Raw genomic sequence first — 19,464 nt, 5'->3', positions numbered from 1 at the left:
ATTTAAGCAGACGCGTTTTCGCTTTCCAGCACAACGCGTTTTATCCGGTAAAAATAAACATATGCTGAGAAAAAAGACGTATTCATCTGTAAGCGGGAAAAAAGCAGCAATGACCAGCTAAACAGCAGCAGGAGCACTTCGTTAAACTCACCCATGAATACTGATGACAGGGTACAGAACGTTGCCAACGTAACGGAAATAATGGCCAGCAATAGCGCATAGCGGTAAATAATGACCCCGCTCATTCTTCCTTTAAGCAGCAGCTGATTTGACGGGGTAAGAAAAGCGATATAGCCCACGGCCAGGAAGAAGACCAGCTCCAGATGCTTTTTATTGTGCAGCTCAAACTGCGCAATAATCATGTTTATACTGACGATCCATGTCATCGTCATCATGATCGCCGTAAGCCCGATAACGCCTCCGTGAGGAATACCTTGTTCATACCAGTTTTTTTTGTAGTGGCTGGCCGGATACACAGGTAACTTAATCTCTGGCGGGATCAACTGCCCTTTTTTCACCAGCTCCGCCAGTGTTTTTCCTGTTAGCCACGTCATCAGGTTCATGGGCTTATCATTTCCTTGTCTGTGAGGTGAGATATTTTTGTAATGCGACTCGCACTAATCGACGCCCCAGGCAGAAACGAATCATCATCGTAAACGTTTCGCCATTCATCACCCAGCGGCAAAGCACAACCATAATAATCGCGATAACCAGATCGCCCCTTAATTCACCATTTTGCTGGCACAACACGTCAAATAATCCAGTACCGCAGAATACAATGTTTAATAAAAGCAGTAAAACGCAGAGGCGCAAACCCAGGATAAAACCTTTGGCAATAAGCCATAGCTCAGCCATAACGCATAACACCATACCTATAGCACTGCCAAAATAAATGATTATATTTAGCGGCCAATATAGAATAAACTTATCGAAAGCAAAATGCGCACTGCACACACCTCCCACAAGAAGCATAAAACTAAACGCGCAAACAGGCGCAGGATTGGGTAATGAATATTCCCATGACAATCCGTTAATAAAATGAGAAATCAGCGCTGGCGGGCATTTCTTATTAAAATCCTCGCCGCCATTTTTAATGGCGCGAGTGACGTCTTTAGCTTCACAAAACGCTAACCAAAATTGTTTGCCACATAATTTACTCATTATACCCATCATCACCAACCTGAATAAAAAACCTGCAACGCCTACGGCCTGAAAGATAATAGTATTTCCAGAATCATCAAAATGATATAACGACACAGCGTAACCACAGCATTAATAATGCCAAGGTAAAGCGTCAGCGCGCCAAATAAAGCGCAACGAGACAGGGATGAAAACTCGCTGTGGTATAACATGCGGGCATAACCATGAAGTGTCGATTTTTCTAGCGCTGTAATCAATGTCCACACCAATACCGTCACCACACTGACTATCCAGACCAGAGTGCTACTGGCCACCAGGCTATTGACAACTATCGCAGCGATGATCCCGCTTACCGCCATAAAAATTAACGGCCTGAATAGACCAGAACTGATATTCAGGTAGAAAATAAATAAAGCATTAAGACTAAACATGATTCCAACAATCACGAAAATGGTCGCGCCACCTGAGAAAAAGTAAGCTAATGACACGCCGGTAAGCGTAATGATGGCAATATATATCAACGTTACGGCAACAGTGCCAAAGCGGGAAAGACAGGTAACGGCCCCATACCCCAGGCCAAGCAAAAGTGCTGATACCCACAAAACAACAACAGGTTGAACGTAGGTTATCAAAAAATGAGTATACAACGTTAACCATATAATGCCGGCGGTACACCATAGTCCCAACGCAGTATACCAATAGGTAAGGGATAACATTGTCGCGGGAATAAATGCTATTTGCCGTATACGTATTGCAGCCAGAGGGCCCACTTGTCATTTATCACTCTTCACATGATCACGGTGATAAGAATGGCAAGCGCAGGAAAACATTTCTAAGATATTTATGCTGTTTCGCCCTAAATATATTCCTAAAAAAATCCTGGCGCAGGGCCAGGATTTTAAGAGATCAATATAATTAGCGGCGATTGCCAAAAATACGCAGTAACATCAGGAACAGGTTGATAAAGTCCAGGTACAGCGTTAACGCGCCGAGAATCGAATATTTACGCAGATTAGCGCTATCGCGGGTATCTATTTGCTCGCCGATATTCTTCAGTTTCTGCGTGTCATAGGCCGTCAGACCGACAAACACCACCACCCCGATATAGGTTACCGCCCACATCAGCGCTTCACTTTTCAGCCAGAAATTGACCAGCGAGGCCAGAACGATACCAATAAGCGCCATAAACAGCATATTGCCGAAACCGCTAAGATCGCGCTTAGTGGTGTACCCGTACAGGCTCATGGCGCCAAACATTCCCCCCGTCACCACAAAGGTGCTGGCGATAGAGGAGTAGGTGTAAACGATAAAAATACTGGATAACGTCAATCCGGTTAGCGCCGAATAGAGCATAAACAGCGTGGTCGCCATTCCGGCGCTAAGTTTATGCACCAGTCCCGACAGAACAAACACCAGCGCAAGCTGGGCAATAATTAAGCCAAAGAAGGTGATCTTACTGGAAAAGACAAACATCATGACGGCTGGCGTATTAGCCGCATACCACGCGATAAACGCGGTCAGTAACAGTCCGACCGTCATCCAGCCATACACTTGCGCCATATAGGTCTGCAGGCCGGACCGCGCCTGCACTATTGAATCAGATCGTGGAAATCTGTCCATGATGAACTCCTGTGTGGAAATGATACCCTAAAGCGTATCACATTCTGCTACCAACGTTTCGCCGACTGCTGGTCGCTGTCGCGCGCTTCGACCCAGCGATCGCCTTCCGGCGTGGCTTCACGCTTCCAGAACGGCGCACGGGTTTTCAGATAATCCATAATGAACTGGCCGGCGTCGAACGCGCTACTGCGGTGCGCGCTGGTGACGCCGACAAACACAATCTCATCGCCCGGCCATAATTCGCCAACGCGATGAATCACCGTGACCCGCCCCAGCGGCCAGCGGGAACGCGCCTTCGCGACGATCTCCGCCAGAGCTTTCTCAGTCATGCCGGGATAATGCTCCAGCGTCAGCGCCTTAACGCTATCGCCCAGGTTATGATTGCGCACTTTTCCGGTAAAGGTGACGACCGCGCCGTCTTCGTCGCGCGCCGCCAGCCAGGAATATTCCTCCCCGACGCTAAACGGCGCAGGGCCGACTACAATTCGCGTTTCGCGCATGTTAGCCCCCCGTGACTGGCGGGAAAAACGCCACTTCATCGCCCGCCGTCAGCGGATGGTCAAAACTTACCAGCGTCTGGTTGACCGCCGCCAACAGCTTGCCGTCTTCCAGCGCCAGCGCCCAACGATCGCTCTTTGTCGCCAGATGCTGTCGCAGCGACTCAACGGTGGAAAAATCTGCTGGAAGCTCCAGCGCGTCAGTTCCTGTAAGCTCGCGAACCTGGGCGAAGAAAAGCACCTTAATCATGCGCATCCACCTTAAAATCCCCCGATTTGCCGCCGCTTTTCGCCAGCAGGCGCACCGGACCAATTACCATATCTTTTTGTACCGCTTTGCACATGTCGTAGATGGTTAACGCCGCGACGGACGCCGCGGTTAATGCTTCCATTTCGACGCCGGTTTTACCGGTCAGACGGCACAGAGACTCAATACGCACACGGTTATGCTCCGGCTCGGCCTGAAGCTGAATCTCCACTTTACTTAGCAGTAGCGGGTGGCACAGCGGGATCAGCTCCCAGGTGCGTTTGGCGGCCTGAATACCGGCAATACGGGCGGTCGCGAAAACATCGCCCTTGTGGTGTTTGCCATCAACAATCATCGCCAGCGTTTCACTACGCATGGTAACGAATGCTTCCGCACGCGCTTCACGAACGGTTTCCGCTTTCGCGGAAACGTCCACCATGTGCGCTTCGCCTGCGGCGTTTATATGGGTTAATTGCGACATCGTTATTTCTTTAAATGAGGGTGAAAATTACATGGGCGTGTACGGGCATCCAACTGCGGCGCAATGATATTCTCCCATGCGGTTCTGCACGCTTTTGTGGAGCCCGGCATGGCGAAAATCAAGGTGTTATTCGCCACGCCAGCTACCGCGCGCGACTGCAGAGTTGCGGTGCCGATCTCTTCAAACGAGAGCATGCGAAACACTTCGCCAAATCCTTCCACTTCACGATCGAACAGCGGCAACAGCGCTTCCGGCGCCTGATCGCCTTCGGTCAAACCGGTCCCACCAGTTATCAATACGACCTGCACCTCATCACTGGCGATCCAGGCGGAAACCTGGGCGCGAATCGCGTAACGGTTCTCTTTAACGATGGCTTTCGCCACCACTTCATGCCCGGCCTCCTGCGCCGAATCACGCAGATAATGACCGGAGGTGTCGTCTTCTTCGCCGCGTCGGCTGGAAACAGTAAGAATAGCGATGCGGGTCGGGATAAATTCAGCGCTGACCTGACTCATCTGAAATCTCCTTATTAAGGATTAACCGCCAATGTAAGATAAATTTTGCGTAATACCAGTATTGCTCTGGTGAAGGAAATGGGTCTGCTTTTTCTCCCGCAACGCGTCGGAAATACGTTCCTCAAGCGCGTATTGCTGCGCATCATCCTGTAACAGGTCGCGTAAACTTACGCCGCCGTCGCCAAACAGACATAAATGCAGCTTACCGACAGACGAAACACGCAGGCGATTACAGGTGGCGCAGAAATCTTTTTCATACGGCATAATGAGGCCGATCTCACCGGCGTAATCGGGATGACAAAAAACCTGCGCCGGGCCATCGCTGCGCAGGCGTTGCTGGTGGATCCAACCGCGCTTAATCAGCTCGTCGCGTAATACCTGACCCGAAATATGATGTTTGCGGAAGAGATCGCTCCCCTCGCCCGTCTCCATAAGTTCAATGAAGCGTAGCTGAATGGGGCGAGGCTGAATCCAGGCAAGGAAGGTATCCAACTGATGGTGATTCACGTCGCGCATCAGCACGGTGTTGACTTTCACCTTTTCGAAACCGGCGTCAAAGGCGGCATCGATGCCCGCCATCACCTGGCGGAATTTGTCCTGACCGGTAATCGCATGGAACTGACGCGCATCCAGACTATCCACGCTAACATTGACGCCCGTCAGCCCCGCTTCGCGCCAGTTCGCGGCATCGCGCGCCAGTCGATAACCGTTAGTGGTCACCGCGATCTGGCGAATAGCATCATTTTCACCCACGGCGGCAATGATGTCGGTAAAATCGCGGCGTAATGAAGGCTCGCCGCCGGTAAGACGCACCTTCTCCGTGCCAAGACTGGCAAAAGCGCGCGTAACGCGACGAATTTCATCGACGGTAAGGAAACCGTTGTTAGTGACGCCGCCAGGTTTGTAGCCATCCGGCAGGCAGTAGGTGCAACGAAAGTTACACACATCGGTAATCGACAAACGCAAGTAGTAAAACTTACGCGCGAAAGCATCGGTAAGTTGTGAAGCCATGTACACCTTTCCAAATACGGGAGGCGGAGTCATTTCTTCCTGCGCCCTGGTGGCAAACGTTAAACGTTGTCACGGCCAAAGCACCGTATCAAAAATGACCCAGGTGCAGAGGCTAGAGTGTTTACTGTGGTTACGCCGATACTAGCGTGTAAATGACAATTTCGCCATCACGCTTTCGCTATATAAACATATACATAGCGATATGATCGTGCTATTTAGCGACAGAATACGTGAAAATCACACTTTTACATTGATATATATCATTTAGCCGTGGTAACGCCCTCGCTATAAAGGGGTAGTCGGGAATAATTAATTGTCTTTTAGCCGGTCGGCTAATTGCTGAAAACCCGCGACTTGCGCTACTGTAGCGCTGCTTATTTGACTTCAGGAATTTTTATGCGCAATCGTACGCTGGCTGACCTTGATCGTGTCGTTGCCCTCGGCGGAGGGCATGGATTAGGACGCGTCCTCTCCTCGCTTTCTTCTTTAGGTTCGCGCCTGACCGGCATTGTGACTACCACAGATAACGGGGGGTCAACTGGCCGTATTCGCCGCTCGGAAGGCGGAATCGCCTGGGGCGATATGCGCAACTGTCTGAATCAGTTAATTACCGAACCCAGCGTCGCATCCGCTATGTTTGAGTATCGTTTTGGCGGTAATGGCGAACTTTCTGGTCATAACCTCGGAAATTTGATGTTAAAGGCGTTAGATCACCTGAGCGTGCGGCCTCTGGAAGCGATTAATTTAATTCGTAATCTGCTTAAAGTGGACGCGCAGCTGATCCCGATGTCGGAGCTACCGGTAGATCTGATGGCGATTGACGAACAGGGGCATGAGATTTACGGCGAGGTGAATATCGATCAGTTAGCGACGCCGCCGCAGGAGATCATGTTAACGCCGAACGTGCCGGCGACGCGGGAAGCGGTACAGGCCATTAATGACGCGGATCTGATTCTGATTGGCCCTGGCAGTTTTTATACCAGCCTGATGCCTGGCCTGCTGCTGGATGAACTGGCGCAGGCGCTGCGGCGCACCCCGGCGCCAATGGTGTATATCGGCAATCTGGGCCGCGAACTAAGTCTGCCCGCCGCCAGTTTAACGCTGGTCGATAAGCTGGCAATGATGGAGCAATATATTGGCAAAAAAGTCATTGACGCAGTAGTGGTTGGGCCGCGAGTTGACGTCAGTGCGGTGAACGATCGGCTGGTGATTCAGGAAGTGCTGGAGGCCAGCGATATCCCCTATCGCCACGATCGTCAGTTACTACACAATGCGCTGGAAAAAGCGCTACAGGCGTTGGGTTAAGCCCGTTTACCGACGACGCTGCGCTTATCAGATGCCTGTTTACACCGAAGGGTAAACAGGCTCTCTCCCCCTTCTGATAAACTGCGTTCAGCTATCGCCAGTAGGCGCTCATGAGCGAGCTCACCTCTTTTTTCAGCAATATATTCTCCATGATCCCAGTAAAGTGGGTCTGATTGATCTCTTCCATTATCCGCATCCCAGCCATGCGCTCTGCGTCAGGATCACCCGCTATTCCTAACGCTTCCAGTTCAGCATTGACCCGGCTCTGATACTCATCCGTTTCAATATACTCAGCCCTTTTAGCCATCATTTCACGCCACTCTTCTGGCGCTATACGCTCCAGCACTTTATGCCACGGCCCCCACAGCGCAAACCATTTGTGAAAATCCCTATTTTCAGCAATTTTTATCCTTAATTCCGCCTCGTCAAGGTCAGACTCAGTGATACCCGAAACGTTATAAAATCGCATATCCTGGGTCATTGTTGTCAGCGACAGCGACTCTCGTAACTGATTCTGAAAACCCAGAAATACTTCGATTTCGTCAATAAAAAACAGCCGTTTTACCTTTTCTCTCGCGAGCGATTCTATTTGCTCCAGCCGAAAGATTTCACGCCCCGCCATAATCAGTTCCGCTAAGTGGCTATCAAAGACGCCTCTTTCAGCATCATGAACCAACGTCGCTTCCTGCATTTGGTGGTATGCCAGTGTGACCCGATCTTCACAGCTTATCGTTGCATCCATCGCTATAATAAATGCGGTTTCTCTTAGTGTGCTATCATCAGCCAGGCGCATTAGCCAGGCGGAGACTTGCTCCTTAAAATCCGAATGTCGGGTGTTCTGCGTATCGCCAAGACGATCCAGAAACATGCTGAAGGCTGCCGCGTTTACTTCCGTCTCAAACGCCCGCCATTGGTTGACGTCTTCCTCCTCGAGACAGGTTAGCCAACCCTGGACAGCTTCATGCAGTGGTCGAGTTACCCGAACAATTGAAAAGTCGCCCATGGCAAACAATACCCGGGGTCCCTGATAACCCGCAGAGGACATTAGCCGCTGCATATTCTGTATTGTTCGTTCTGAAAAAGGATTACGTTCTACGATTATTCTTGTAGGTTGAGGTCCTTCACCACGAAAATGGGGTAACGACTCCGGGAGACGGACCAGGCGATTGCGAGAGGCCTGCATTATTTGTAATGCCGCCGGGAGGTTTTCCGGTAGATTACTCAATGCGTTACGGGAAACGTCCAGCGTTGTTATCGTGGGAGGTAGTGTTTCAGGCAGAACAGTAATCTGATTTTTACTTACATCCAGGAACTGTAATTCTGGTGGTAACGATGCGGGCAGACTGGTTAAGGCATTTTCGCCGGCCTCCAGATTCTTCAGGCCCGGCGGCAATGTTTCAGGCAGAGCGGTTAACGAATTACTCTGCACATTCAAATGGGTAATCCCTGACGGAAGATGTTCTGGCAGTGTCCTTATGCGGTTATCATAAACGCTCAGGTACCGAAGTTCCTCAGGTAGATTTTCAGGTAAAGAACTAATTTTATTATGGAAAAGATCCAGCGATTGAAGCGCTGAAGGCAAACGTTCCGGTAATTCAGTAATACGGTTAATGCTCAGCTCCATTTTCTGTATGGTATCCGGTAACGTGGCAGGGATACTGGTTAGCCGATTACTGCTGGCATACAGGGTCTTTATATTTCCCTGTAAATTTTCCGGCAAACTTTTCAGTTCATTGTTATCGAGTGTCAGAGTAGTTATCTGCTCAGGAATACAGGCGGGTATAGTGGTAAGTCCTAATATTTTCAGACGGAGTTCCGTCTTATTATTTTTCAGGCAGTCACGCATCCGTTGTACGGCTTCTTCACGATTTGCTGCCTCTTCCGCTGGTGCCTCTTTTACCCACTCAGACCAGATTAACTCATAATTCACAGCAACTTTGGAGCCGGAAGCGCTACTCGCCTGCTCGCTTTCTGTTACACGGGTATAGGTGACTGACTTTCCCCCTCCCTCAACGGTATAGCCCTCTGTATTAAAAATTATAGACAGAATTTCCTGACTATTTTCATTCAAAATACAGTATTGGTCTGTCCCCCCTCTATTACTCTGAATATTATCCGCATACGCCGGGAAGGCTAACTCCCTCAAACATTCAAACTTGCTTTTGATCTCTTCTGGCGAGGCGGTTTCAGGTGGATGACAAAGATAAGCGATGCAGCTTTGTGCTTCAACCTGATGTTCTGAAGAGAAAAAGGCACTTATTTTATTCCATATCTCTTCTTTTAAAGGCACCTCTGTTGATGCCTCATTGCTAATACTTTGATGCCTTGCCGTAGATTGTATATTAGTAATATTAAACATATTTTCCCTACCTGATCTGAACGTAACCTAAAGTAACAGATAAGGATATTCTCAACTTTAAACAAGAGGTCATAGTCGTCATTATTTCGGACAAATCATTCAGTATTTGCAGCGCTTGACTTATAAATGCTCGCGCTTCCATCACCTCTTTTTTAAGTAGAATGATGTAATCTGTTGCCATGACACGCTTTCAACGAACTCACATAAGATTAAAATGACGATCATAAGGATAGCTATACCGATAATACGGGGCGTTTTTTTTCATAGCCGAGGAGAGAGGGAAAATTAGCGTTGGGTTCAGCCTCAACGCTAATTTTCTTCAGTTGTGATTAAACTAGCTACCCCATTGATGTTTTGAGTTTTTCGACAATCTCGTTAGTCAAAGCCTGTCACTGTTTTTCATTCCTGACTGACTTAGCCCTTACTATTGCACTGAAATTCTCAAAAGCGAGCCATGGTAACGATGACTCGCTGGCGATCGACACATTGTCAGGACGCCGCGATAAACAACTCGCGTAACTGATGCAACTGGTCGCGAATTTGCGCGGCTTCTTCAAACTCCAGATTTTGCGCGTGCTGCATCATTTGCCCTTCCAGTTCATGAATTTTCTGCTGCAACGCTTTCGGCGTCATATCCAGTTCGACAATTCCGGCTTTTGCCGTAGAACGGCCCTTGCCTTTCCCCTTCGCTTTGGTTTTCGCAATGTTCTGCCCCAGCGCCAGAATGTCGACCACTTTTTTGTTCAGCCCCTGCGGCGTGATACCGTGCTCTTCGTTGTACTTCTGCTGCTTCTCGCGACGTCGCTCGGTTTCGCCAATCGCCTTCGCCATCGACGGCGTGATTTTATCGCCATACAGAATCGCTTTACCGTTAACGTTACGCGCCGCGCGTCCTATGGTCTGAATCAGGGAGCGCTCGGAGCGCAGGAAGCCCTCTTTATCGGCGTCCAGAATCGCCACCAGCGAGACTTCCGGCATATCCAGCCCTTCGCGCAGCAGGTTAATCCCCACCAGAACGTCAAACTCGCCCAGACGCAAATCGCGGATGATTTCCATGCGCTCCACGGTATCAATATCTGAGTGCAGGTAACGCACGCGCTCGCCGTGTTCTTCCAGATATTCGGTCAAATCTTCCGCCATCCGTTTGGTAAGCGTAGTGACAAGGACACGCTCATTAATGGCCGCACGCTGACGAATTTCGGACAGCAGATCGTCCACCTGGGTCGCCACCGGACGCACTTCAATAATCGGGTCCAGCAGCCCGGTCGGTCGCACGACCTGATCCACCACCTCATCACCAGATTTTTCCAGCTCATAGTTGCCGGGCGTGGCGGAAACATAGATAGTTTGCGGCGCTAAGGCTTCAAACTCCTCAAACTTCAGCGGACGGTTATCCAGCGCCGAAGGCAGACGGAAGCCATACTCGACCAGCGTCTCTTTGCGCGCCCGGTCGCCGCGATACATGCCGCCTATCTGCGGGATGGTGACATGAGACTCATCCACCACCAGCAGTCCGTCGGCGGGCAGATAATCGAACAAGGTTGGCGGCGGTTCGCCCGGCCCGCGGCCCGACAGAAAGCGGGAATAGTTTTCAATGCCTGAGCAGTAGCCCAGCTCGTTCATCATCTCTAAATCGAACTGCGTGCGCTGGCTTAATCGCTGCTCTTCAAGCAGCTTATTATTTGCCAGCAAGACTTTACGCCTGTCCGCCAGCTCATCTTTTATCTCTTCCATCGCCTGCAGAATACGCTCGCGCGGCGTCACGTAGTGCGTTTTGGGATAGATGGTATAACGTGGCACCGTTGACTCTACCTGCCCGGTTAACGGGTCGAACAGCGACAGGCGTTCCACTTCTTCATCAAACAGCTCAACGCGTAACGCGATATCGTCAGATTCAGCCGGGAAGATGTCGATCACTTCGCCGCGCACGCGAAAGGTACCACGCTGAAAAGCTTGATCGTTACGGGTGTATTGCAATTCCGCCAGCCGACGCAAAATCGCGCGCTGGTCAATCAGCATTCCCACCGTCAGATGCAGCATCATTTTCAGGTAGAGATCCGGATCGCCCAGACCGTAAATCGCGGACACGGAAGCCACCACCACGACATCGCGTCGCTCAAGCAACGCTTTCGTTGCCGACAACCGCATTTGCTCAATATGTTCGTTTACCGAAGCGTCTTTTTCGATAAACGTATCCGAACTTGGCACATACGCTTCCGGCTGATAGTAGTCATAGTAGGAGACGAAATACTCCACCGCGTTTTCCGGGAAAAACTCTTTCATTTCGCCGTAGAGCTGCGCCGCCAAGGTTTTATTGGGCGCAAGCACCATCGTTGGCCGCTGCAAGTCCGCAATGACGTTGGCAATGGTGAATGTCTTCCCGGAACCGGTCACGCCCAATAACGTCTGATGCGCCAGCCCGTCCTCCAGCCCTTCTTCCAGACGACGTATAGCGTCCGGCTGATCGCCAGAAGGTTTAAAAGCGGAATTCAGTTTGAACGGTTTACTCATGAGCGGCTACCTGAAGGAGTGAGCGGGCAGGGGTGTAATTTTACTCTCGACGGTGAATATTGCCAATAAAAAATACTGGATGAAAAAACAGTAACACTCCAGTGTATAATGGCTATCGGCAGATACCCCACGCTATTTAGAGGTAAAACATAGACAGTCGCGGGGTAAAATTCCAGCAGTGTGCTGGTTATCCCCAGACCAGAGTCTTTTTTAACATTTGTCAAGTCGGATGATGAAAGTTTTATGTCAACGTATCCCCCTTCCTTTACAACCATTGATTTTATATAACTTGCTGTCTAGAAAGGGATATTTTCTCAAGCCGTCTTTCGCGCCAATTTAGTCGCAGGCCGCGTCGCCTCTCGCTTACGTTGTGTTTTCTAACTCTAATACACAAGGTTATCCACAGGAATAGTGGATAACTGCTTCCAGCCCGTATCCCCTGCCGCCTGGCAAAATCAGCCCCTGACGTTTTCGCCGGGCGATAAAAAAAAATTATCGCTATTTTTGGCAGATTATTGGCTAACGAGAAGGGAAAAATTGAGGCGTAGACGCTCACATTTTGCACATTTTTAGCCTGGCGACGTCAGGAGGGTCTGGCGAAAGAACAGCAGGATCGTCTGATCCTGCAAGAAGGCGGTTTTTAAGCGCGGTCAGGCGCGTTCCAGGGGGCTAAGGTCCAGATACTGTCCTGTCGCCGCCTGCGATGGAGAAACGCCCAGCCACGGGATTTCCCCTAACAGCGGGGCCGGGATGACGCGGCGAAGCGTCGCGAGATATTCACCATGACGCGCGCCCGGCGGCTGTATGTCGTTGGCTATCCATCCGACAAGCGGTAATCCGGCCTGTTCTACCGCCAGCGCCGTCAGCATGGCGTGATTAATACAGCCCAGCTTGACGCCAACAACCAGAATCACCGGCAGCTGCTCCGTCTGTACCCAGTCGGCAAACGTCAGCGTGGCAGAGAGCGGTGTAAACCAGCCGCCCGCCCCTTCTGTCAACACCCAGTCTGCCTGCGCCTCCAGCGTTCGCAATCCGCGTGATAATACCGCCGCGTCTATCGCCCGGCCTTCGTCGGCGCTAACGATGTGGGGAGAGGTAGGCTCGGCAAAAGTATAAGGATTGATAGCGGAATAAGGTTGCGGCAGGCTGCTGTTACGCTGCAAGGCCAGGGCATCGCCATTGCGTAGCCCGTCGGTTGTCATTTCGCTGCCGGAAGCGACGGGCTTATAGCCTACGGTTTGATAACCTAACTGCGTTGCGGCCTGCAATAAGGCGCAACTGGCAACCGTTTTACCGACTTCAGTATCAGTACCGGTCACAAAATAGCGTTTAGTCACGTTCAATCACTCCCATAAAAAGATGGTACGTCAGCGGATATTTCCCCTGCCGCTGCGGCCATGCCAGTTGAATCTGTCTAAGCCGGGCGCGGGTTAATACATCCGACTCCCGCCCTTCATGAAGATGGGTGGCGCCAATGCCTTTAAGCGAGCGCATCGCACTCAGGGCATCCTCAAACCACAATGTCATCGCCTGAGTATGACGAGACGCCCGCCAGCCGCGCAGCGCGTGGTCAATTGCCTCTTCCGGCAAAAAGCTATTCGCGTGAGCGCGATTATCGACGGCCTGCCATGCCTGACGCAGCTCCGGCAACGACCCCTGGCACAAGGTGGTAAACGCCACCACGCCGCCGGGCCGTACGACCCGGTACAACTCGCTCAACGCATCACGTAAATCGCCGCACCACTGGACCGCCAGGTTGCTCCAGGCCAGGTCAAAAACTTCGGCGTCATGGGGAATCGCTTCGATATCCGCCAGCAAATAGTGATGCGCCGCCTGACGATCGCGCGCCTGTTGCAGCATCGCCAGCGAAAGATCCAGGGCGGTCACTTCGCTCCCCCGCTCTCGCCAGTAACGACTCATACGTCCAGGGCCGCAGCCTGCGTCCAACACACTGGCAAACTGGCGGCCTGCCAACAGCGTCAGCAGCGCATCCGCGCTGTGTTGCTGCAAAGAGGCGTGTTGTTCATATTGCGATGCGGCCCGGCCAAACGCCGCCGCAATAGCCTGCTTATTCACCTGCGCCATGCAGCACCTCCAGCAGACGGTCTATATCGCACGCTTCATGCGCCTGCGTTAACGTTAAGCGCAGGCGCGCCGTGCCGACAGGCACCGTCGGCGGGCGAATCGCCGTCGCCCAGCATCCTTGTTGACGCAGCGCCTCCGCCAGGCGCAATGCACGGCTGTTATCGCCCACGATTAACGGCTGGATGGCGCTATGGGCATTCAGTAGCGTAAATCGGGACGCGTTAACGCCGGCCCGAAAGCGCTGCACCAGAGCGGCGAGTTTTTCGCGCCGTTCACCACCTTCATCGCTACGGATCACCGCCAGCGAGGCGCTTAACGCCTGCGCCTGGGCGGGCGGCATACTGGTGCTGTAAACCAGATGGCGGGCGAATTGCAGCAGATAATCCGCGACGCTTTCCGAGCAGAGCACCGCTGCGCCGCTGACGCCAAACCCCTTACCGAAAGTCACCACCAGCAACTCAGGCTTCACCCCCCGTTGCCAGCAGGTGCCCCGCCCCTCATCGCCAGTCACGCCGATGCCGTGCGCATCATCAACCAACAGCCAGGCATGATGCCTGCGGGCAATGTGCTGGATTTCCGCCAGCGGCGCGCTGTCGCCGTCCATGCTGTATACACCTTCTGTCACCACCAGTTGCTGACCCACGCAGGGCGATTGCAGTAAACGCGACAGATGCTGCGTATCGTTATGGATAAAGCGGCGAAGCTGCGCCGGACTCAGATTGGCGGCCTCCAGCAGGGAAGCATGACTCAACCTGTCGGCCACAATCCGGTCATTTTTTTTCATTAAGGCGGTAATGACCGCCTGATTCGCCGCAAAGCCAGAGATAAACAGTAGCGCGCGCGGATATCCTAACCATTGCGCCAGTTCCTCCTCTAACGCCCGGTGCGCCACGGAATAACCGCTGATATGACCCGACCCGCCGCTGCCGACGCCAAAACGCATCGCTGCCTGTTGCCAGGCGCGAATAATCTGCGGGTGTTGACTTAAGCCGAGGTAATCATTGCTGGAGAAGTTAAGATACTGTCGCCCGTTCGCTACCAGCCAGCGTCCGGCGCCCTGCGACACCACATAGCGGCGGCGCAACGTATCCGTCGCCCGACGCGCCGTCAGCGCATCGTCGACGCGTTGTTGCCAACTCATAAGGCTGCCGCGTTGTAATAATCATCGGTGTCAGGCGTCATCAGCGTCTGCTCCAGACGTTGCTGCTGCTCGTTATCGCCCGCCAGCACTCTGGTCTGCTGCGGATTCAGCCCCAGCTTACGGAATAACTGCAGATCCTTGTCCTCTGCCGGATTTGGCGTAGTTAACAATTTGCAGCCATAGAAAATCGAGTTCGCCCCGGCCATAAAGCACATCGCCTGGGTCTGCTCGTTCATCTGTTCACGTCCTGCGGAAAGACGCACGTATGAAGTCGGCATCATGATGCGCGCCACGGCGATAGTACGAATAAAATCAAACGCATCCACGTCATCGTTATCCGCAAGCGGTGTGCCTTTCACCTTCACCAGCATGTTGATTGGCACGCTTTCCGGCGGCGTCGGCAGGTTCGCCAACTGCAACAACAGACCGGCGCGATCGGTAACCGTTTCGCCCAGACCCACAATGCCGCCAGAGCACACTTTAATCCCTGCTTCACGGACTTTTTCCAGCGTGTCGAGGCGCTCCTGATAGGTACGGGTAGTGATGATATTGCCGTAAAACTCCGGCGAGGTATCGAGGTTGTGGTTGTAGTAATCCAGCCCGGCATTAGCCAGACGCTGCGCCTGGCTCTCGTTCAACATACCGAGCGTCATACAGGTTTCCAGCCCCATCGCTTTGACGCCCTGTACAATCTTCTCCAGATAAGGCATATCGCGTTCATGCGGATTCTTCCAGGCCGCCCCCATACAGAAGCGGGTCGAACCGGCGTTTTTCGCTTTACGGGCGGAGTCCAGTACCTGCTCTACTTCCATTAAACGCTCGGCTTCCAGCCCGGTTTTATAGCGCGAGCTCTGCGGGCAGTATTTACAATCCTCCGGGCAGGCGCCGGTTTTGATCGACAGCAGCGTACTAACCTGTACCTGCTGCGGATCGAAATGCTGGCGATGAATTTGCTGCGCTTCAAACAGCAATTCCAGCAGTGGTTTTTCAAATAATTCGGTTACTTGCGACAGTGTCCAGCGTGGGTGGCGAGCCATCGGGCTTCTCCAAAATATGTTGTTTGTTTTTGATATGGTGTAGACTCGTAAACCTAAATCTTTTTAATTTGGTTTACAAGTCGATTATGACAACGGACGATCTGGCCTTCGATAAACGCCATATTTGGCATCCTTACACTTCCATGACCTCGCCGCTGCCGGTATATCCCGTTGAGCGGGCCGAAGGCTGCGAGCTGGTTCTCGCCTCGGGCGAACGCCTGATTGAGGGGATGTCCTCCTGGTGGGCGGCCATTCATGGTTATAACCACCCGCAATTGAACGCGGCGATGAAAGCGCAAATTGACGCCATGTCGCATGTCATGTTCGGCGGCATAACCCATCAACCTGCGGTGAATCTGTGCCGTAAGCTGGTCGCGATAACGCCTGAGCAGCTGGAGTGTGTCTTTCTGGCCGACTCCGGTTCGGTGTCGGTAGAAGTGGCCATGAAGATGGCGCTGCAGTACTGGCAGGCGCGGGGCGAATCGCGTCAGCGTTTTCTGACGTTTCGCCACGGTTATCATGGCGACACGTTCGGCGCGATGTCGGTGTGCGATCCGGATAACTCCATGCACAGCTTGTGGAAAGGCTATCTGCCGAAAAATCTGTTCGCACCGGCGCCGCAAAGCCGGATGGATGGCGAATGGGATGAAAGCGACATCGCGCCATTTGCCCGCCTGATGGCCGCGCATCGCCAGGAAATAGCCGCCGTGATTCTGGAACCTATCGTTCAGGGCGCGGGCGGGATGCGCATATATCATCCACAATGGCTCAGGCGTATTCGTCACATGTGCGATCGCGAAGGCATTCTGCTGATTGCCGATGAAATAGCCACCGGGTTTGGCCGTACCGGCAAACTGTTCGCCTGCGAGCACGCCGGGATCGCGCCGGATATTCTGTGTCTTGGCAAAGCCTTAACCGGCGGCACCATGACCCTCTCGGCAACGCTCACGACACGCCAGGTTGCAGAGACTATTAGCAACGGCGAGGCGGGGTGTTTTATGCATGGCCCGACGTTTATGGGGAATCCGCTGGCCTGCGCCGTCGCTTGCGCCAGCCTGACGCTGCTGGAAAGCGGCGAATGGCGTCAGCAGGTGGCGTCTATCGAGTCTCAGTTACGCGCTGAGTTAGCCCCCGCGCAAAGTTCTCCCTGGGTGGCGGATGTGCGGGTGTTGGGCGCGATTGGGGTGGTTGAAACCACGCATCCGGTCAATATGGCGGCGCTTCAACGCTTCTTCGTCGGGCAAGGCGTCTGGATCAGGCCGTTCGGCAAGCTAATCTACCTGATGCCGCCCTACATTATTCGTCCGGATCAACTGCGCCGTTTGACCCAGGCGGTCAATGACGCGGTACACAATGAAACATTTTTTAGCCATTAATCAGCGGTAAGCGATGCTGCTTCTGGCTACACTTCTGGTGAGTCAAAAGGAGAGCGCATGAAACTTATCAGCAACGATTTGCGCGATGGAGATAAACTTCCTCATCGCCACGTTTTTAACGGTATGGGCTATGATGGCGATAATATTTCGCCGCATCTGGCCTGGGACGACGTGCCGATGGGCACCAAAAGTTTTGTCGTGACCTGTTACGATCCCGACGCGCCGACCGGCTCCGGCTGGTGGCACTGGGTGGTGGTGAACCTCCCGGCGGATACGCGCGTACTGACCCAGGGGTTCGGCTCAGGCCTGGTGGCCGTACCAGACGGCGTCATTCAGACGCGTACCGATTTCGGTAAAGCGGGCTACGGCGGCGCGGCGCCGCCTAAAGGGGAAACGCACCGCTATATCTTTACGGTTCACGCGCTGGACGTCGAGCGTCTTGACGTTGATGAAGACGCCAGCGGCGCGATGGTCGGCTTTAACGTGCATTTCCATTCGCTCGCCAGCGCCTCGATCACGGCGATGTTCAGTTAAACGCTGTGCCGGATGGCGGCGTAAACGTCTTACCCTGCCAACGGGTTGGGTAAGCCGAATAAGCGCCGCGCCATCCGGCAGCATTCACATAAAGTCCGGCACCAGACGCTGTAACGCGCCTTGCGCCAGCAGCGCCGTAGCACACTCAATATCGGGCGCGAAAAAACGATCCTGCGTATAGTGCGCCACCCGCTCGCGCAGTGTCTGCCGCGCCTGTTCCAGTAACGGGCTGGAGGTTAACCCTTCCCGTAAATCTATCCCCTGACAGGCAGCCAGCCACTCCACGGCAATAACGCCGCGGGTATTCGCTGCCATTTCCCAGAGTCGCCGCCCTGCCGCCGGGGCCATTGAGACATGATCTTCCTGATTCGCCGAGGTCGGCAGGCTATCCACGCTGTGCGGGTGCGCCAGCGCTTTATTCTCGCTGGCGAGCGCCGCGGCGGTGACCTGGGCAATCATAAAACCGGAATTAACGCCGCCATTTTTTACCAGGAACGGCGGTAACTGCGACATATGTTTATCCATCATCAGCGCGATGCGCCGCTCCGATAGCGCGCCGATTTCCGCTATCGCCAGCGCCAGATTATCCGCCGCCATGGCAACCGGTTCAGCATGGAAGTTACCGCCGGAGATCACCTCCCCCGCATCGGCAAAGACCAGCGGATTATCGGACACCGCATTGGCCTCAGCCAGCAGTACCTCTTTCGTCTGACGTAACTGGGTCAGACAAGCGCCCATTACCTGCGGCTGGCAGCGAAGGGAATACGGGTCCTGAACTTTATGACAGTGGTGATGTGATTCAGCAATGGCGCTGGTATCGGTCAGCAGATGCCGGAACAACCGCGCGACGTCAATTTGCCCCTGTTGTCCGCGTGCGGCATGAATGCGCGCATCAAAAGGACGGCGCGATCCCAGTACGGCTTCGGTGGTCAGCGCGCCACAGACGACGGCAGAGGCAAATAACTCCTGTGCCTCAAACAAACCGCGCAGCGCGAAGGCCGTTGACGCCTGGGTGCCGTTAAGCAGCGCCAGCCCCTCTTTGGCCGCCAGCGCGACAGGCTCCAGTCCGGCCTTTTTTAGCGCCGTCTGCGCCGGAAGCCATTCGCCCTGCCAGCGCGCTTTTCCTTCGCCAAGCAGCGTCAGCGACAGATGCGCCAGCGGCGCTAAGTCGCCCGACGCGCCAACCGAGCCTTTTGCCGGAATCAGCGGATACACGCCGGCATTCACCAGAGCGATGAGCGCCTCTATCACGCTCAACCGAATCCCGGAAAACCCACGCGCCAGACTATTGATTTTCAATACCATGATCAGACGCACCATCGCGTCATCCAGTGGGTCGCCTACGCCCGCGGCGTGAGACAGCACCAACGATCGCTGTAGATTTTGCAAGTCTTCATCAGCGATGCGCGTCTGCGCCAGCAGGCCGAAACCGGTGTTGATGCCGTAGGCGGTACGCCCTTCGGCAACGATATCATTGACGCACGCGACGCTGGCGTTAATGCCGTCAATGGCGCTGGCGTCCAGCCGAAGCTGTACCGGATGACGCCAGACATCGTACAGTTGAGAGAGGCTTAACTGCCCCGGAGTAAGTGTTATGGTGTTCAT

At 53.2% G+C, this 19,464-nt stretch carries 20 protein-coding genes and 1 riboswitch; of the genes, 3 read left to right on the top strand and 17 right to left on the bottom strand.

The window, feature by feature from the left end; genetic code table 11:
- Positions 1-2: 2 nt before the first annotated feature.
- The 9 genes from J4645_RS02680 to moaA all read right to left on the bottom strand — a co-directional run bounded on the left by J4645_RS02680 (position 3) and on the right by moaA (position 5,511).
- On the bottom strand, positions 3-563 hold the full coding sequence (locus J4645_RS02680; protein WP_023215096.1) for a hypothetical protein: 561 nt from the start codon (positions 561-563) through the stop codon (positions 3-5).
- A gap of 7 nt (positions 564-570) precedes the next feature.
- The gene (locus J4645_RS02675; RefSeq protein ID WP_077911112.1) at positions 571-1,179 is read right to left on the bottom strand and encodes a hypothetical protein; all 609 of its coding nucleotides are present in this window, start codon (positions 1,177-1,179) and stop codon (positions 571-573) included.
- Between the two features lie 23 nt (positions 1,180-1,202).
- A complete protein-coding gene (locus J4645_RS02670) occupies positions 1,203-1,910 on the bottom strand; it encodes a Bax inhibitor-1 family protein (protein ID WP_023215098.1) in 708 nt (235 codons plus the stop codon).
- 145 nt (positions 1,911-2,055) lie between these two features.
- Positions 2,056-2,760, bottom strand: a complete 705-nt coding sequence (locus J4645_RS02665; RefSeq protein WP_000373611.1) for a Bax inhibitor-1/YccA family protein — start codon at positions 2,758-2,760, stop codon at positions 2,056-2,058.
- A 47-nt stretch (positions 2,761-2,807) separates the two neighbouring features.
- Positions 2,808-3,260 (bottom strand): molybdopterin synthase catalytic subunit MoaE, encoded by a 453-nt coding sequence (gene moaE, locus J4645_RS02660; protein WP_001209385.1) that lies wholly within the window; start codon positions 3,258-3,260, stop codon positions 2,808-2,810.
- 1 nt (position 3,261) lies between these two features.
- The gene (moaD, locus tag J4645_RS02655; RefSeq protein WP_000598599.1) at positions 3,262-3,507 is read right to left on the bottom strand and encodes a molybdopterin synthase sulfur carrier subunit; all 246 of its coding nucleotides are present in this window, start codon (positions 3,505-3,507) and stop codon (positions 3,262-3,264) included.
- The gene (gene moaC, locus J4645_RS02650) at positions 3,500-3,985 is read right to left on the bottom strand and encodes a cyclic pyranopterin monophosphate synthase MoaC (protein ID WP_000080894.1); all 486 of its coding nucleotides are present in this window, start codon (positions 3,983-3,985) and stop codon (positions 3,500-3,502) included. The genes moaD and moaC overlap by 8 nt, the downstream gene beginning before the upstream one ends.
- 2 nt (positions 3,986-3,987) lie before the next feature.
- Positions 3,988-4,500 (bottom strand): molybdenum cofactor biosynthesis protein B, encoded by a 513-nt coding sequence (gene moaB, locus J4645_RS02645; RefSeq protein WP_000084604.1) that lies wholly within the window; start codon positions 4,498-4,500, stop codon positions 3,988-3,990.
- Positions 4,501-4,521: 21 nt separating this feature from the next.
- Entirely contained in the window at positions 4,522-5,511 is a 990-nt protein-coding gene (gene moaA, locus J4645_RS02640) for a GTP 3',8-cyclase MoaA (protein ID WP_000168182.1), read from the bottom strand.
- Positions 5,499-5,643: riboswitch (molybdenum cofactor riboswitch) on the bottom strand. It overlaps the preceding gene by 13 nt.
- 264 nt (positions 5,644-5,907) lie before the next feature.
- Here moaA and yvcK point away from each other — a divergent pair.
- On the top strand, positions 5,908-6,816 hold the full coding sequence (gene yvcK, locus J4645_RS02635) for a uridine diphosphate-N-acetylglucosamine-binding protein YvcK (protein ID WP_023215099.1): 909 nt from the start codon (positions 5,908-5,910) through the stop codon (positions 6,814-6,816).
- 91 nt (positions 6,817-6,907) lie between these two features.
- On the opposite strand, the gene slrP is transcribed toward yvcK, so the two are convergent.
- The 7 genes from slrP to bioB all read right to left on the bottom strand — a co-directional run bounded on the left by slrP (position 6,908) and on the right by bioB (position 15,949).
- Complete coding sequence (slrP, locus tag J4645_RS02630) at positions 6,908-9,175, bottom strand: SPI-1 type III secretion system effector E3 ubiquitin transferase SlrP (RefSeq protein ID WP_023215100.1); 2,268 nt, start codon at positions 9,173-9,175, stop codon at positions 6,908-6,910.
- Between the two features lie 7 nt (positions 9,176-9,182).
- A complete protein-coding gene (locus tag J4645_RS02625; RefSeq protein ID WP_001603763.1) occupies positions 9,183-9,356 on the bottom strand; it encodes a hypothetical protein in 174 nt (57 codons plus the stop codon).
- Between the two features lie 308 nt (positions 9,357-9,664).
- Positions 9,665-11,686, bottom strand: coding sequence for an excinuclease ABC subunit UvrB (gene uvrB, locus J4645_RS02620; protein WP_000042502.1), 2,022 nt, complete (start codon positions 11,684-11,686; stop codon positions 9,665-9,667).
- A 650-nt stretch (positions 11,687-12,336) separates the two neighbouring features.
- Entirely contained in the window at positions 12,337-13,023 is a 687-nt protein-coding gene (gene bioD / locus J4645_RS02615) for a dethiobiotin synthase (RefSeq protein ID WP_000167212.1), read from the bottom strand.
- On the bottom strand, positions 13,016-13,771 hold the full coding sequence (gene bioC, locus J4645_RS02610) for a malonyl-ACP O-methyltransferase BioC (RefSeq protein WP_000079904.1): 756 nt from the start codon (positions 13,769-13,771) through the stop codon (positions 13,016-13,018). The genes bioD and bioC overlap by 8 nt, the downstream gene beginning before the upstream one ends.
- The gene (bioF, locus tag J4645_RS02605) at positions 13,755-14,912 is read right to left on the bottom strand and encodes an 8-amino-7-oxononanoate synthase (protein ID WP_023215101.1); all 1,158 of its coding nucleotides are present in this window, start codon (positions 14,910-14,912) and stop codon (positions 13,755-13,757) included. Before bioF ends, bioC begins: the two co-directional genes overlap by 17 nt.
- Positions 14,909-15,949: a biotin synthase BioB gene (gene bioB / locus J4645_RS02600; protein ID WP_000090724.1), complete on the bottom strand. Its 1,041-nt coding sequence runs from the start codon at positions 15,947-15,949 to the stop codon at positions 14,909-14,911. Before bioB ends, bioF begins: the two co-directional genes overlap by 4 nt.
- Positions 15,950-16,035: 86 nt before the next feature.
- Here bioB and bioA point away from each other — a divergent pair, with 86 nt between their 5' ends.
- On the top strand, positions 16,036-17,325 hold the full coding sequence (gene bioA / locus J4645_RS02595; RefSeq protein WP_023215102.1) for an adenosylmethionine--8-amino-7-oxononanoate transaminase: 1,290 nt from the start codon (positions 16,036-16,038) through the stop codon (positions 17,323-17,325).
- 57 nt (positions 17,326-17,382) lie between these two features.
- Entirely contained in the window at positions 17,383-17,859 is a 477-nt protein-coding gene (locus tag J4645_RS02590) for a kinase inhibitor (RefSeq protein ID WP_000767403.1), read from the top strand.
- A gap of 84 nt (positions 17,860-17,943) precedes the next feature.
- Here the strand turns inward: J4645_RS02590 and hutH are convergent, their stop codons facing one another.
- Positions 17,944-19,464, bottom strand: coding sequence for a histidine ammonia-lyase (gene hutH, locus J4645_RS02585; RefSeq protein ID WP_023215103.1), 1,521 nt, complete (start codon positions 19,462-19,464; stop codon positions 17,944-17,946).

It is taken from the genome of Salmonella sp. 32082101201600294FB01SM01, from assembly GCF_017572865.1.
In the GTDB taxonomy this organism is placed as follows: domain Bacteria; phylum Pseudomonadota; class Gammaproteobacteria; order Enterobacterales; family Enterobacteriaceae; genus Salmonella; species Salmonella enterica.
The sequence above is the reverse complement of the archived record's forward strand: the minus strand, read 5'-3'. Positions and strand labels throughout refer to the sequence as shown.

What these genes read in the sequence shown, in the direction of transcription:
- moaB (WP_000084604.1), bottom strand. Translation starts at nt 4,500, where the DNA reads ATGAGTCAGGTCAGCGCTGAATTTATCCCGACCCGCATCGCTATTCTT.
- J4645_RS02665 (WP_000373611.1), bottom strand. Translation starts at nt 2,760, where the DNA reads ATGGACAGATTTCCACGATCTGATTCAATAGTGCAGGCGCGGTCCGGC.
- J4645_RS02590 (WP_000767403.1), top strand. Translation starts at nt 17,383, where the DNA reads ATGAAACTTATCAGCAACGATTTGCGCGATGGAGATAAACTTCCTCAT.
- hutH (WP_023215103.1), bottom strand. Translation starts at nt 19,464, where the DNA reads ATGAACACCATAACACTTACTCCGGGGCAGTTAAGCCTCTCTCAACTG.
- J4645_RS02625 (WP_001603763.1), bottom strand. Translation starts at nt 9,356, where the DNA reads ATGGCAACAGATTACATCATTCTACTTAAAAAAGAGGTGATGGAAGCG.
- bioA (WP_023215102.1), top strand. Translation starts at nt 16,036, where the DNA reads ATGACAACGGACGATCTGGCCTTCGATAAACGCCATATTTGGCATCCT.
- slrP (WP_023215100.1), bottom strand. Translation starts at nt 9,175, where the DNA reads ATGTTTAATATTACTAATATACAATCTACGGCAAGGCATCAAAGTATT.
- moaE (WP_001209385.1), bottom strand. Translation starts at nt 3,260, where the DNA reads ATGCGCGAAACGCGAATTGTAGTCGGCCCTGCGCCGTTTAGCGTCGGG.
- moaC (WP_000080894.1), bottom strand. Translation starts at nt 3,985, where the DNA reads ATGTCGCAATTAACCCATATAAACGCCGCAGGCGAAGCGCACATGGTG.
- yvcK (WP_023215099.1), top strand. Translation starts at nt 5,908, where the DNA reads ATGCGCAATCGTACGCTGGCTGACCTTGATCGTGTCGTTGCCCTCGGC.
- bioB (WP_000090724.1), bottom strand. Translation starts at nt 15,949, where the DNA reads ATGGCTCGCCACCCACGCTGGACACTGTCGCAAGTAACCGAATTATTT.
- bioC (WP_000079904.1), bottom strand. Translation starts at nt 13,771, where the DNA reads ATGGCGCAGGTGAATAAGCAGGCTATTGCGGCGGCGTTTGGCCGGGCC.
- uvrB (WP_000042502.1), bottom strand. Translation starts at nt 11,686, where the DNA reads ATGAGTAAACCGTTCAAACTGAATTCCGCTTTTAAACCTTCTGGCGAT.
- moaD (WP_000598599.1), bottom strand. Translation starts at nt 3,507, where the DNA reads ATGATTAAGGTGCTTTTCTTCGCCCAGGTTCGCGAGCTTACAGGAACT.
- J4645_RS02680 (WP_023215096.1), bottom strand. Translation starts at nt 563, where the DNA reads ATGAACCTGATGACGTGGCTAACAGGAAAAACACTGGCGGAGCTGGTG.
- bioF (WP_023215101.1), bottom strand. Translation starts at nt 14,912, where the DNA reads ATGAGTTGGCAACAACGCGTCGACGATGCGCTGACGGCGCGTCGGGCG.
- moaA (WP_000168182.1), bottom strand. Translation starts at nt 5,511, where the DNA reads ATGGCTTCACAACTTACCGATGCTTTCGCGCGTAAGTTTTACTACTTG.